The 12,387-nt window shown below is 64.3% G+C and carries 12 protein-coding genes and 1 pseudogene; 4 read left to right on the plus strand and 9 right to left on the minus strand.

Features of this window, described 5'->3' with window-relative positions; translation table 11 throughout:
- Positions 1-24 precede the first annotated feature (24 nt).
- The 3 genes from CK224_RS27765 to pcaF are packed head-to-tail and all read left to right on the plus strand — an operon-like array spanning position 25 to position 2,902.
- The gene (locus CK224_RS27765; RefSeq protein ID WP_066992218.1) at positions 25-882 is read left to right on the plus strand and encodes a CoA transferase subunit A; all 858 of its coding nucleotides are present in this window, start codon (positions 25-27) and stop codon (positions 880-882) included.
- Positions 879-1,679 carry a CoA-transferase subunit beta gene (locus CK224_RS27770; RefSeq protein ID WP_095783990.1) on the plus strand — a complete coding sequence of 267 codons (801 nt, stop codon included), beginning with the start codon at positions 879-881 and terminating at the stop codon, positions 1,677-1,679. The genes CK224_RS27765 and CK224_RS27770 overlap by 4 nt, the downstream gene beginning before the upstream one ends.
- Positions 1,679-2,902 carry a 3-oxoadipyl-CoA thiolase gene (pcaF, locus tag CK224_RS27775; protein WP_095783991.1) on the plus strand — a complete coding sequence of 408 codons (1,224 nt, stop codon included), beginning with the start codon at positions 1,679-1,681 and terminating at the stop codon, positions 2,900-2,902. Before CK224_RS27770 ends, pcaF begins: the two co-directional genes overlap by 1 nt.
- On the opposite strand, the pseudogene CK224_RS27780 reads toward pcaF, so the two are convergent.
- The 5 genes and pseudogenes from CK224_RS27780 to CK224_RS27800 all read right to left on the minus strand — a co-directional run.
- Positions 2,896-3,057, minus strand: a pseudogene (locus tag CK224_RS27780) (4-hydroxybenzoate 3-monooxygenase); the annotation flags it as partial. The gene pcaF and the pseudogene CK224_RS27780 sit on opposite strands and share 7 nt — an antisense overlap.
- Before the next feature lie 59 nt (positions 3,058-3,116).
- Entirely contained in the window at positions 3,117-3,932 is an 816-nt protein-coding gene (gene pcaD / locus CK224_RS27785; protein WP_095784044.1) for a 3-oxoadipate enol-lactonase, read from the minus strand.
- A 56-nt stretch (positions 3,933-3,988) separates the two neighbouring features.
- On the minus strand, positions 3,989-4,924 hold the full coding sequence (locus CK224_RS27790; protein WP_095783992.1) for a PfkB family carbohydrate kinase: 936 nt from the start codon (positions 4,922-4,924) through the stop codon (positions 3,989-3,991).
- 13 nt (positions 4,925-4,937) lie between these two features.
- Positions 4,938-5,807, minus strand: coding sequence for a MurR/RpiR family transcriptional regulator (locus CK224_RS27795; protein ID WP_095783993.1), 870 nt, complete (start codon positions 5,805-5,807; stop codon positions 4,938-4,940).
- Positions 5,804-6,796 carry a sugar phosphate isomerase/epimerase family protein gene (locus CK224_RS27800; RefSeq protein WP_095783994.1) on the minus strand — a complete coding sequence of 331 codons (993 nt, stop codon included), beginning with the start codon at positions 6,794-6,796 and terminating at the stop codon, positions 5,804-5,806. The genes CK224_RS27795 and CK224_RS27800 overlap by 4 nt, the downstream gene beginning before the upstream one ends.
- 145 nt (positions 6,797-6,941) lie before the next feature.
- On the opposite strand from CK224_RS27800, the gene CK224_RS27805 reads away from it, so the two are divergent.
- On the plus strand, positions 6,942-8,600 hold the full coding sequence (locus tag CK224_RS27805; protein WP_095783995.1) for a sulfatase-like hydrolase/transferase: 1,659 nt from the start codon (positions 6,942-6,944) through the stop codon (positions 8,598-8,600).
- Positions 8,601-8,605: 5 nt separating this feature from the next.
- Here CK224_RS27805 and CK224_RS27810 read toward each other — a convergent pair whose 3' ends face one another.
- The 4 genes from CK224_RS27810 to CK224_RS27825 form a co-directional block, all read right to left on the minus strand.
- Positions 8,606-9,460, minus strand: a complete 855-nt coding sequence (locus CK224_RS27810; protein WP_095783996.1) for a sugar phosphate isomerase/epimerase family protein — start codon at positions 9,458-9,460, stop codon at positions 8,606-8,608.
- A gap of 1 nt (position 9,461) precedes the next feature.
- The gene (locus CK224_RS27815) at positions 9,462-10,238 is read right to left on the minus strand and encodes an ATP-binding cassette domain-containing protein (RefSeq protein ID WP_095783997.1); all 777 of its coding nucleotides are present in this window, start codon (positions 10,236-10,238) and stop codon (positions 9,462-9,464) included.
- Positions 10,235-11,227: an ABC transporter permease gene (locus tag CK224_RS27820; RefSeq protein ID WP_095783998.1), complete on the minus strand. Its 993-nt coding sequence runs from the start codon at positions 11,225-11,227 to the stop codon at positions 10,235-10,237. The genes CK224_RS27815 and CK224_RS27820 overlap by 4 nt, the downstream gene beginning before the upstream one ends.
- A gap of 140 nt (positions 11,228-11,367) precedes the next feature.
- Entirely contained in the window at positions 11,368-12,357 is a 990-nt protein-coding gene (locus CK224_RS27825; protein WP_245426266.1) for a substrate-binding domain-containing protein, read from the minus strand.
- Positions 12,358-12,387: the final 30 nt, after the last annotated feature.

Here is a 12,387-nt window from a genome sequence, read left to right on the forward strand (position 1 = left end):
CCTTGATCTCCGGAGCAATGGACGATGGTCAACTTCCTGCCGCTGAAAAAGGCCGTTGCGGAGACTCTGCACGATGGCGATACGGTCGCCTTCGAGGGCTTCACCCATTTGATCCCGACCGCCGCGGCCCATGAGGCAATCCGCCAGGGCTTTCGCGACCTGACGCTGATCCGCATGACGCCCGACCTGATCTACGATCAGATGATCGGCATGGGCATGGCCAAGAAGATCGTCTTCTCCTATCTCGGCAATCCCGGCGTCGGCCTGCTCAGGCGCGTTCGCGACGCCATCGAGAACGGCTTTCCGCGGCCGATCGAGGTCGAGGAGCACAGCCACGCCGGCATGGCCAACGCCTATGAGGCGGGGGCCGCCGGCCTGCCCTGCGCGGTGTTCCGCGGCTATCGCGGCGCAGGCCTTGCCGCCGTCAATGCAAACATCAAGTCCATAACCTGCCCGTTTACCGGCGAGGTGCTGGCCGCCGTTCCGGCGATCCGGCCCGACGTCACCTTCATCCACGCGCAGAAGGCCGACCGCAAAGGCAATGTGCTGGTCGAAGGCATCATCGGCATCCAGAAAGAGGCCGTGCTCGCCGCCAAACGCGCGGTGGTGACCGTCGAGGAAGTGGTCGACAGTTTCGACGATCTCCACCCTAATCTCACCGTGCTGCCGAATTGGACGATCGCGGCAATCTCGATCGTGCCGGGCGGCTCGCATCCCTCCTACACGCATGGCTATTACGAGCGCGACAACTCCGCCTATCTCGAATGGGACGAGATCGCCGCCGACCGCGACCGCTTTCAGGCATGGATGCAGAAGAACGTCATCGAGAGCAGCGCAGACGACTTCGCTGCTCGCGTCGAGCATCTGAGGAAAGCCGCATGAGCGAGATCGATTTGGGCTTCACTCCCAACGAGATGATGACGATTGCCGCGAGCCGCGCGCTGAAGAACGACGATGTCTGCTTTGTCGGCATCGGGGCGCCGTCGGCCGCCTGCAATGTCGCGCGGCTGACCCATGCGCCGGACATCACGCTGATCTACGAGAGCGGCACCATCGGCACCGCGCCCCACATTTTGCCGCTGTCGATCGGCGACGGCGAATTGTGCGAGACTGCGGTCACCACCGTCGCGGTGCCGGAGATGTTCCGCTACTGGCTGCAGGGCGGCCGCATCACCATCGGCTTCCTTGGCGCCGCCCAGCTCGACAAATTCGGCAACATCAACACTACAGTCATCGGCGACTATGCGCATCCCAAGACGCGGCTGCCCGGCGGCGGCGGCGCGCCGGAGATCGCCACCTCCTCGCGAGAGGTCTACATCACCATGGCGCAGTCGAAGCGCGGCATGGTCGAAAAGATCGACTTCTTCACCTCCTTCGGCCATGGCGAGGGTGGCGACCATCGCAAGCGGCTCGGCATCGACACCGCCGGTCCGAGCTTGCTGATCACCGACCTCGCCGTCTGGAAGCCGGACCGTGTCACCAAGGAATTCACCGTCGTGTCGCTGCATCCCGGCGTCACCCGCGAAGAGGTGCAGGCGACCTGTGGCTGGGAAGCAAAGTTTGCCGAGGCGCTTGACGAGACGCCGGCGCCGACGGAACTCGAGCTGAAGACATTGCGCGATTTGCAGGCGCGCACCAAGGCCGCCCATGCGGGTACCGCCAAAGGGAAAGCTGCATAATGACTGATGCCTTCATCTGCGACTACATCCGCACGCCGATCGGCCGTTTTGGCGGCGCGCTATCCTCGGTGCGAGCCGACGATCTCGCCGCCATTCCGCTGAAGGCGTTGGTCGAGCGCAACCTGGGCGTCGACTGGGCCGCCGTCGACGACGTCGTCTTTGGCTGCGCCAACCAGGCCGGCGAGGACAACCGCAACGTCGCCCGCATGGCGCTGCTGCTGGCCGGCCTTCCCCAGGACATTCCGGGTTCGACGGTCAATCGGCTGTGCGGCTCGGGCATGGATGCCGTCACCATCGCCGCCCGGGCCATCAGGGCCGGCGAGGCCGAGCTGATGATTGCCGGCGGGGTGGAATCGATGAGCCGCGCGCCCTTCGTCATGCCGAAGGCCGACACCGCCTTCTCGCGCAATGCCGAGATCTACGACACCACCATCGGCTGGCGCTTCGTCAACCCGCTGATGAGGAAGCAGTACGGCGTCGATTCCATGCCGGAGACCGGCGAGAACGTCGCCGAGGAGTTTTCGGTCAGCAGAGCCGACCAGGACGCCTTTGCCGCGCGCAGCCAGGACAAGGCTGTTGCGGCGCAGGCCGATGGCCGGCTGGCGAAGGAGATCACGCCGGTGGCGATCCCGCAAAGAAAAGGCGAGCCAATCGTCGTCTCGAAGGACGAGCATCCCCGCGCCGGCACGACCATCGAGGCGCTGGCCAAGCTGCCGACGCCGTTCCGCCAGGGCGGCACCGTGACCGCCGGCAACGCCTCCGGCGTCAATGACGGTGCTGCCGCGCTGATCATCGCCTCCGAAGCGGCGGCCAGGAAACATGGCCTGACGCCGATCGCCCGCATTCTCGGCGGTGCTGTTGCCGGCGTCGCGCCGCGCATCATGGGTATCGGTCCCGCGCCGGCAACCAAAAAGCTCTGCGCCCGTCTCGGCTTGAGGCCTGACCAATTCGACGTCGTCGAGTTGAACGAAGCCTTCGCCTCGCAAGGCATTGCCGTGCTGCGCGAACTCGGAATTTCCGAGCAGGCGAAGCATGTGAATCCCAACGGCGGCGCCATCGCGCTCGGTCATCCGCTTGGCATGTCGGGCGCGCGCATCACCGGAACCGCGGCGCTGGAGCTGCGCGAGCGCGGCGGACGCTACGCTTTGGCCACCATGTGCATCGGCGTCGGCCAGGGCATTGCGATTGCACTGGAACGGGTCACGGCTCGGCCCGCTCAGTAAGGCAGGCCGACATAGTTCTCCGCCAGCGCGGTCGAGGCGGCCTTGAAGTGTACGAGATAATTGAGCTCGGCTTCCTGGATGCGCTGACCGAACTCACCCGTCTCGGGGAAGCGGTGGAGGATCGTCGTCATCCACCAGGAGAAGCGCACCGCCTCGCAATCGATGCGATGCGTCGCCCTCGAGCCCGGTCCGGTATCGGTTGGTATTGTTTGCGTCATCGCCCATGGAGATGCTTTCCCTCAGGCAACGATGCGACGAAGGCGCGGATCAGGGCGACGACCGCGTCGGGCTGCTCGATGCAGGGAATGTGCCCGGCGCCGCGGATCACCTCGAAGCGCGCGCCGGGGATCAGGTCGGCAAGCGAGCGCACGAGATCGGGCGGCGTCGAGCCGTCCTGGTCGCCGACGATGCAGAGCGTCGGCACCGCGATGCGGCGCGCGCTGTCGGTGAAATCCGCATCGCGAACCGCCATACACGTGCCGATGTAACCCGGCAGCGCCTGCCTGGTCAGCATGTTGCGGCAACCGGCAAGCTCGGCGGCGCGGTTGGCATGAAAATCCGGCGTGAACCACACCTTCATGATGCCATCGGCAATCGCCTCGATGCCGTCACGCTCGACCGTCGCGATGCGGCTGTTCCAGCTCTCGGGGGTGCCTATTTTGTGCGCGGTGTCGCTGAGGATCAGCGCTTCGACGAGTTCGGGCCGCCGTGCATAGAACCCCTGCGCGACCATACCGCCGACCGACAGGCCAAAAAGCACGACCTTCTGGAAGCCGAAGCAATCGATGAGCGCGCTCAGATCGTCGACATGGTCGTCGATCGAGCGCACGCCGCTGCCGATGTCGGAAAGTCCGTGGCCGCGCTTGTCATAGACGAGCATCGGCATCTCACCGGCAAGCCGTGCGACGACATCGTCCCAGATCCGCAAGTCGGTGCCGAGCGAATTGATGAAGATGATCGGGCGCGCAGCAGCCGTCCCGGCGATAAGGCGATGGTGCAACGCAATGCCGCCGATACTGACGAATGGCACGATCTCGATCCTCCAAACCAACATTGCACCAGTTGTCTAGATCGGTAAACCGAAGGCTACTCTGGACGGTGCACGCCGCCTTGGATCTTTTGAGGGGGCGTTTGGCGATCCGCCTCCGGGGTCGAGACCAGCAGGGCGGCGGCGGCATTCGCGGCGGCGATGGCGGCATCGGTGGGCTCGCCGCGAGCAAGCGCAGCCGCAAAGGCACCGACGAATTCGTCACCAGCGCCATGAGTGCTGACCATCTTCACCGGAATGGCACCGAGCGCAAAGGCGCGGCCGTCGCGATCGTGATAGGCGACGCCATCCTCGCCGGCGGTGACGATTGCCGCCGGATAAACGATTGCCAATTGCCGCGCTGCCTCAGCTGCGCCTTCAAGCGTGTCGACGACCGGAATGCCGGCCAGGAACTCCGCCTCTATGGCGTTGGTGATCACGATATCGACGAGCCCGGTGAGTTCGGCGGGCAGCGGCCGGGCCGGCGCCGCGTTGAGCACGACGTAGCGGCCGGCAGCCTTCGCCGTGCGCGCGGCAGCGATGTTGGCGATTTCCGGCACTTCGTTCTGCAGCAACAGCACCTCAGCCTGCGCCAGCACACCGGCCGCCCCCGCGACATCCTTTTCGCCGAGTGTCAGATTGCTGCCGGAAACGATTACCGCGCCGTAGTCGCCATCGTCGTCGAAGATGGCTACGCTCATGCCTGATCGGGTCCCCGGTTCTACTCGCACGAAGCGGTGATCGACATTGCTGCGGCTGAGATTGGCGAGCAGCGCACGGCCGAAATCGTCGTCGCCGACAGCACCGATCATCGCCGACCTCGCCCCCGCGCGCGCCGCCGACAGGGCCTGATTGCCGCCCTTGCCGCCGCATTTCGGCTGCCATCCGAAACCGGTCACCGTCTCGCCCTTGCGCGGACGATCCGGTGCGTCGACCAGGATGTCGTAATGCAGGCTGCCGAACACGGCCACCAGCCCCGCTGAAGCAACGCTCATCCGCGACGATCTTTCATCTGTTCTTGTCCCGGCGTTTCGACGTCACTGCCGACATGGTGCGGCCGAGATTGTGCTCCGCCGCCTGATAGTCGCGCTGCGCCACCGCGACGAACAGCGCATCCAGGATGTTGAGCTGGGCGATACGGGCGGCCGCATTCTCGCCCATCAGCGGCGACCCCCGCGCGGTCGAGCAGAGCACGACATCCGCCTCGGCTGCCAGCGGCGAGTTGGCGTAGTTGGTTACGGCAAGCGTGCGGGCGCCGTTCTTTCTGGCGAGCTGAACGGCATCAATCACCGCGCTGCTGTTGCCGGAATGGGAAAAGCCGACGGCAATGTCTTCGGCGCCGAGGAGCGAGGCCGACATAAGCATCATGTGGGAATCGTCGTAAACCGCCGCACGGATGCCGATGCGCAGGAACTTGTGCGAGACGTCCCGGGCAATCTGAGCTGAGCCGCCGACGCCGTAGAAGTCGCGATTTCTGGATCGGTAAATGAGGTTGGCGGCCCGGTCGAAATCGCCGATGTCAAGAATCGCCAGCGTTTCCTCCAGCGCCTGTATGGAAGTGCGGAAGACCTTTTGCACGATCTCGGCCGAACTGTCGTCAGCGGACAGTTCCCGGTGCATCTCGGCGGTCGGCGAGCGGCTGTATTCGCAGACTGCCGTCCGGAAGTCGCGATAGCCGGAGAAGCCCAGCTTCTTGGCGATCTTCACCACCATCGCCTCGGAGACGCCGGCCTCGTCAGCGATCTCCTTCAAAGGGATCGTCTCGTCGAAACCGCGGCGGCCGAACACGGTTTCCACCACCTTTGCCTCCAGCGGTGTGAGATGCGGCATCATCATGCGGATGCGCGGCCCCACGGCCCGAAGATCCGCGGACGTCATCCTGCATTTGCTCCGAGCAGGATTTCTTGGACGACAGCCTGAGAGGCAACCGCGTCCTGTCCGTCGAGGGCAGCCGCCAGCCGATTGTCCTGCCCCAGCCGCTCGACGACCCGCAACATGCGCTTGACGGTCGCGATGTTGACCTCGCATTCGCGCACCGGGTCGAGACCGGTCATGTCCGGAAAGGTGTCGAAATAGATGGCACCGGCGTAGCCGTCCCTGCGTATTTGACGCAGCAGCTCGATCGTCTGCAGCGTGTGCACGGCGCCGACCATCAGGCCGTCGTCGCGCTTGGCGTAGCCATCGTTGAGATGAACGCCGAGCAACCTGCTGTGACGGGCGACAAGAGCGGCGGCAAAGGCCGGTTGCTCGTCGGCATAAAGAACATGCGCGAAGTCGAGAGTGACGCCCAGATTGGGCAGGCCGGCCTCGCGGATCGCCAGCAACGTGGTCGCGGCATCCGGCATCAGCGAATAGGAGCGCGGCTCGTTCGGCTTATATTCGAGACTGATGGCGCAATCGGGGTCATGCGCCGCAACTTCACGAATACCGTCGATTTCGTGTTGCCAAAGTGTCGCGTAGTCGGCCTGGAAAGCGTAGTCGAAACCATCCTGCCCCAGCCACAATGTCATGAGACCGGCGCCCGCCTCTCGCGCCGCATCGATGCCAGCCTTGGTAAGGTCGATGGCTTCACGCCGCACTGCCGGATCGGGATTGGTGAACGCGCCGAGCTTGAAGGCGGGATTGGAGTAGTAGCGCATCGCGAAGCCATTGATGGAAAGCCCAAGATCGCCAAGCCTCCGTGCGATTTCCCTGGGGTTTTCACCGATATGGTCGGGATAGTTGAGGTCGAGATCGGTGAGCCCCTCGACCTTGGCCGCCCGCGCCGCCATCTGCAGCACCGAGGGCTTCCCGGTAAGCCCGGCCCACTCCGCCTCGGGCCGCGAGGCGAAGGAATTGAGACGGGTGGCAAAACGGTGGGATGTCATTTGGGATCCTTGGGATGCCTGAGACTTCACATGGAAAAATGATTTTGTAAAGTTCTCTGGTGAGCTGTACAGGCTGGTTGCCCTGGTTGGCATGCGCTGATTGTTCTGGCATTACCGGGTTCGAGAACCATTCCGACGGGCAGCAATGACCTCGAAACGCAACGTCCTTTTCATCATGTGCGACCAGCTGCGGTTCGATTATCTGAGCTGCGCCGGGCACAAGAGCCTGAAGACGCCGAACATCGACCGGCTCGCCAGCCGCGGCGTGCGTTTCACCAATGCCTATGTGCAATCGACGGTCTGCGGCCCCTCGCGCATGAGCGCCTATACCGGCCGCTACGTCCGCTCGCACGGCTCGACGCATAATGGCGTGCCGCTCAGGGTCGGCGAGCCGACGCTGGGCGACCATCTGCGCGAGGTCGGCGTGCGTTGTGCACTCATCGGCAAGACACATATGAAGGCCGACGAGGAAGGCATGGAGCGCCTCGGCATCGACAGGGACTCGATCATCGGCGTGCGTGTCGCGGAATGCGGCTTCGAGCCGTTCGAGCGCGATGACGGCCTGCACCCTTCCACCAGCTACGACCCCGACCCGGCCTACGACACCTATCTGCGCCAGCATGGCTTCGAGGCCGAAAATCCTTGGGAGCATTGGGCGAATTCCGGCGAAGGCGAGAATGGCGAGAATTTCAACGGCTGGCTGCTCGTCCATGCCGACAAGGCGGCGCGCATTCCGGAGGAGCATTCCGAGACGCCTTACATGACGCGCCGCGCCATGCGCTTCATCGAGGACGCCGAGGCCAAGGGCGAAGCCTGGTGCGCGCATCTTTCCTACATCAAGCCGCACTGGCCCTATATCGTGCCAGCGCCCTACCACACCATGTACGGCAAGGCGGAGATCCAGCCGGCCGTTCGCAGCGAGGCCGAGCGCGTCTCGCCAAACCCGATCTTCGAAGCCTTCCAGCAGGAACGCTACTCAAAAAACTTCTCGCGCGATGAGGTCCGCGAAACGGTCGTTCCCTGCTACATGGGCCTGATCAAGCAGATCGACGATCAGCTCGGGCATTTGTTCGACTTCATGGAGAAGCGCGGCGTGTTCAAGAACACGCTTGTCGTCTTCACTTCTGACCATGGCGACTATCTCGGCGACCATTGGCTCGGCGAGAAATACCTGTTCCACGACGTCGCGGTGAAGGTGCCGATGATCGTCTACGATCCTCGTCCGGAAGCCGACGTCACAAGAGGAACCACGTCGGACGCGCTGGTCGAGATGATCGATCTCGCACCCACCTTCCTCGATTATTTCGGCGGCAGGCCCAAGCCGCATGTCCTCGAAGGCCGCTCGCTGCTGTCGCTGACTTCGGGTGAGCGGAAGAGCCTGCGCAACTATGCCGTCAGCGAATATGACTACAGCGGCGATGCGGCGCGGCTGAAGCTCGCCATGCCGGTTTCGGGCTGCAAGCTCTACATGATCACCGACGGCCGCTTCAAACTCGTCCATGGTGAAGGTGTCGAGCCGATGTTCTTCGATCTCCAGAACGACCCCGGCGAATTGCGCGACCTCGGCCGCGAGCCGTCGGCCGCCGGCGATATCGAGCGGCTGCGCAAAATGCTGATGCGCTGGCTGGCGCTGCCCAACAACCGCATTACCGTCCCCGACGAGTGGCTGACGGAGATCGACGGCAAGGTCGGGCATTTCGACCCGATCATCGGCTCCGGCGTGCTCATCGGCTACTGGGACGAGGCCGAACTCGCCGAACAGCAGGAGGCGCGTCGCCGCTGGCTGACGCGCCGGGGCAAGTAGATTCGTTACCCGAGTGTCAGCCCTGCCTTCTTCGCTTCGTCGCGCAGGAAGGGCAGCCCCACCTCGATGACGTCGCGCGGGTCTTCCGCCACGGGGCGCCATACCGCGAGCCCGCCGGCGATGTCGACGTCGACATGGTTCATGCTTTCGAGCGTGATCGGGCCCTCATAGCCGATGTCGGCGATCGCCTTCATGCAGGCTGCCCAGTTCAGCATGCCGCGCCCCGGCACGCCGCGGTTGGCCTCCGACACATGCACATAGCCGAGGAAGGGCGCCGCCGCCGCGAAGCCGGCCGCGAAGCTCTCTTCCTCGATATGCATGTGGTAGGTGTCGAGATGGATGAAGATGTTGTCGGCGCCGATGCGCTCGATGACGCGCGCCGCATCGATGCCGCGGTTGATCAGATGCGTCTCGTAGCGGTTGCAGGGTTCGATGCCAAGCTTCAGGCTGCGTGCCTTCGCCGACTTTGCCGCCCGTTCGAGGAAGCGGCACATGCCGTCGATCTCCCGCGGCATCGGCGCCCGGCCGGTGGTCTTGCCGATCGTGCCATAGGTGACGCCGCCGAGCGCCTCGGCGCCCACCTCGTTGCAGACGTTGAAGGCCGGCTGCAGGAAATCGAGCGCCTCTTCCGGCCGCTCCACCACGTCGAGCGCGCGCGGCAAGCCGAGCGACGGGATGAGCTGCACGCCATAATGGTTTGCAAAACCGCGCGTGCGCTTGGTGTCGATCTCCTCGGGTCTGAGCAGCGGGATCTCCATCAGGCCGATGCCGAGCTCCTTCAGCCGGTCCATCTGCGGCTCGATGCGGGCCAGATCCCAGACCGGGGCGATGGCGAAAGTGTGCAGTCCGAAAACATTCATATCAGCCTCGTTGCTCGTGCGCCGCCGCGGCGGCCGTGTCGCCGCCGCCGACGATGCGGCTGACGACTTCGTTCATGTTGGTTTTGGCGGTGACGAGATCGGCATCCGCCCTGCCGTGGCGCAGCACGACGATGCGGTCGGTGACCGACAGCACGTCATTCAGCCGGTGCGAAATCAAAATGACGGCGATGCCTTCAGACTTCAGCCGCCGGATGAGATCGAGCACGCTCTGCACCTCGCGCACGGCGAGCGCCGCCGTCGGCTCGTCCATGATGACGAGCTTCGGGTTGAAGGTGAGCGCCCGCGCGATCGCCACCGTCTGCTGCTGGCCGCCGGAGAAGGAGCCGACGGAACGACTGATCGACGGCAGGTGCGCCCCAAGCCGCTCGATCATCCGCGCCGCCTGCCGATCCATCTCGGTCTTGTCGACAACGCCGGGGAAGAGGCCGAGCAGCCTTTTCGTCGGCTCGCGGCCAAGGAAGATGTTGGAGGCCACGTCCTGCTGCTTGGCCAAGGACAAATCCTGGTAGATCATCTCGATGCCGAGCCGGCGCCGCTGGCCGGGATCGAGGCCGAGGATGTCCTTGCCGTCGAACTCGATCGAGCCGGTGTCGGCGCGGTAGATGCCGGTGATGGTCTTCATCAGCGTCGACTTGCCGGCGCCGTTGTCGCCGACCAGCCCGACCACCTCGCCGGCCGCGACCGACAGGTCGACGCCATGCAGCACGTCGACCGCCCCGAAGCTTTTGCGGATCTTATGGAGCGAAAGCAGTGTCATACGCGCGACTCCTTCCGCACCTGATACTGGTCGATGAAGACCGCGAGGATCAGCACCGCGCCGATCGCCATCTGCTGGTAGTAGGACTGCACCGCAAGCAGCGTCAGCCCGTTCTGCAGCACGCCCATGATCAGCGCGCCGATCATTGTGCCGAGGATCGAGGCGCGGCCGCCGAACAGATTGGTGCCGCCGATGATCGCCGCGGTGATCGCGGTGAGTTCGTAGTTGATGCCGGCGGTCGGGTCGCCCGCATTGACGCGGGCGGTGAACAAGAGACCCGCAAGCCCGGCGAGCGCGCCGGAGAGCGTGTAGATGATGCGGCGATGCTGCTCGACGCGGATGCCGGCGGCGCGCGCCGCGCCCTCGCTGTCGCCGAGCGCCAAAGTGTGGCGGCCGAAGCGCGTATAGGCAAGCACCGTATGCGCGACGATCGCCGTCAGCACGAAGATGATGACGGGCATCGGAATGCCGAGCGGCCTCCCTTGCCCGATATAGACGATCTCCGGCGGCAGGCCGTAGATCGCCCTGCCCTGCGAGATGACGAGCGCCAGCCCGCGCGCAAGGCCCAGCATGCCGAGCGTTACGATGAAGGCGGGCACGAAGGCGCGGGTGACCAGTTGGCCGTTGATGTAGCCGGCGATACTTCCGGCCAGAATGCAGGCGATCACCGCGAAAACCGACGGCCAGCCGAGGTTGACGGCGACGAAGGCCCCCGCCACGCCGGCAAGGCCCATGACCGATCCCAGCGACAGATCGAGCCCACCTGAACCGATGACGAAGGTCGCGGCGATCGCCAGCACGCCGATCGTCGACGTCGCGAGCAGGATGTTGAGGAAATTGCTGAGCGACAGGAAGAAAGGCGACAAAAGCGCCATCGCCGCGCTCAGCAGCACAAGCACCAGCAGCGACTCCAGCCTGATGTGGAGCCTCTCGACGGATGTGCGCTGCACCCGAGCCCAAAACCCGGGCTGCGCCGTTTCGGAAGCCATGTTTTGACCCTTCTGGGTAGGGGATTAGGGGAATAGGGAAGTCAGCGGGAGAGAGCCGGGTCTGGGAAGTGCAAACCTTCCTCCTCCTACTCCCCTACTGACCTACTCCCCTACTGACCTGCTCCCTACTCCTTCTCTTGCTACTTCACATATTGCAGCATCGGCTCCTTGCCGGCGTCGAGCACGTCCTTGGTCAGCACCAGGGTGGGCACCGCGATGCTTTCCTCCACCTTCTCGCCGGCCAGCGCCTTCTTAACGTTCTCGACCGCCTGCTTGCCGACGAGATAAGGAAGCTGCGCGACGGAAGCGTTCAGACGGCCTTCCTTGATCGACTTCACCGCGTCGACATTGCCGTCCACGCCGATGATCGTCACCTGCTCGCCTTTGCCGGCGGCGTAGACCGATTCCACGGCGCCCAACGCCATGCCGTCGTTGGCGCAGAAGATGGCAACCAGATCGGGATGCGCCGTCAGTGTGTCGGTGGCGATCGAGGCGGCCTTGCCGCGATCCCAATCGCCCGGCAGCGAGGCGACCACCTCGAGCCCCGGCGCCAGTTCCTTGAGCTTGTCGGCAAAGCCCTTGGCGCGCTTCTCGCCGGTGATGTTGCCTGAGAGACCCTCGATCACCAGCACCGGACCCTTGGCGTCCTTGCCAAGCTTGGAGACGAGATATTCGGCCCCTTGCGCACCCGCGGCGACGTTGTCGGAACCGATATGGAAGGTGACCTTGACGCCTTCCTTGTCGAGAACCGCCTGGTCGAGATTGTTGTCGAGATCGACGATCTTGATGCCGGCATCCTGCGCCGATTTCAGGCAGGGCAAGAGGTTGGTCGAGTTGATGGCGGCGGTGATCATCGCCACCGGCTTGCGCTCGAGCATCGTGTTGCACAGGTTAAGCTGCGGCTCGGCCGCCTGGTCGCTTTCGGCCGCCTGCTGGAAGTATTTCACGCCGGCTTCCTTGGCGCCGTCGGCGACGCCCTGCGCCATCGCGCCCCAGAACGGATTGGCCAAGGTCTTCATCAGCACGCCATATTCGCCGTCCTCGGCCTTAGCAGTGCCCACCGCGGCAAGGGTAAGCGCCACGCCCAATGCGAGAGTAAATCGATTTATCTTTGTGGAAAGCGATGTCATTCCATCCTCCGTTTGTTGTTTTGCGCCGGA

The sequence above is a fragment of the Mesorhizobium sp. WSM3862 genome, assembly GCF_002294985.1.
Classification (GTDB): Bacteria; Pseudomonadota; Alphaproteobacteria; order Rhizobiales; family Rhizobiaceae; genus Mesorhizobium.

Bases quoted from the DNA above. Each gene is read 5' to 3' on its own strand.
- CK224_RS27790 (WP_095783992.1), bottom strand. From the start codon at position 4,924: ATGAGCGTTGCTTCAGCGGGGCTGGTGGCCGTGTTCGGCAGCCTGCAT.
- CK224_RS27815 (WP_095783997.1), bottom strand. From the start codon at position 10,238: ATGACACTGCTTTCGCTCCATAAGATCCGCAAAAGCTTCGGGGCGGTC.
- CK224_RS27800 (WP_095783994.1), bottom strand. From the start codon at position 6,796: ATGACATCCCACCGTTTTGCCACCCGTCTCAATTCCTTCGCCTCGCGG.
- CK224_RS27805 (WP_095783995.1), top strand. From the start codon at position 6,942: ATGACCTCGAAACGCAACGTCCTTTTCATCATGTGCGACCAGCTGCGG.
- CK224_RS27765 (WP_066992218.1), top strand. From the start codon at position 25: ATGGTCAACTTCCTGCCGCTGAAAAAGGCCGTTGCGGAGACTCTGCAC.
- pcaF (WP_095783991.1), top strand. From the start codon at position 1,679: ATGACTGATGCCTTCATCTGCGACTACATCCGCACGCCGATCGGCCGT.
- CK224_RS27795 (WP_095783993.1), bottom strand. From the start codon at position 5,807: ATGACGTCCGCGGATCTTCGGGCCGTGGGGCCGCGCATCCGCATGATG.
- CK224_RS27770 (WP_095783990.1), top strand. From the start codon at position 879: ATGAGCGAGATCGATTTGGGCTTCACTCCCAACGAGATGATGACGATT.
- CK224_RS27825 (WP_245426266.1), bottom strand. From the start codon at position 12,357: ATGACATCGCTTTCCACAAAGATAAATCGATTTACTCTCGCATTGGGC.
- CK224_RS27820 (WP_095783998.1), bottom strand. From the start codon at position 11,227: ATGGCTTCCGAAACGGCGCAGCCCGGGTTTTGGGCTCGGGTGCAGCGC.
- CK224_RS27810 (WP_095783996.1), bottom strand. From the start codon at position 9,460: ATGAATGTTTTCGGACTGCACACTTTCGCCATCGCCCCGGTCTGGGAT.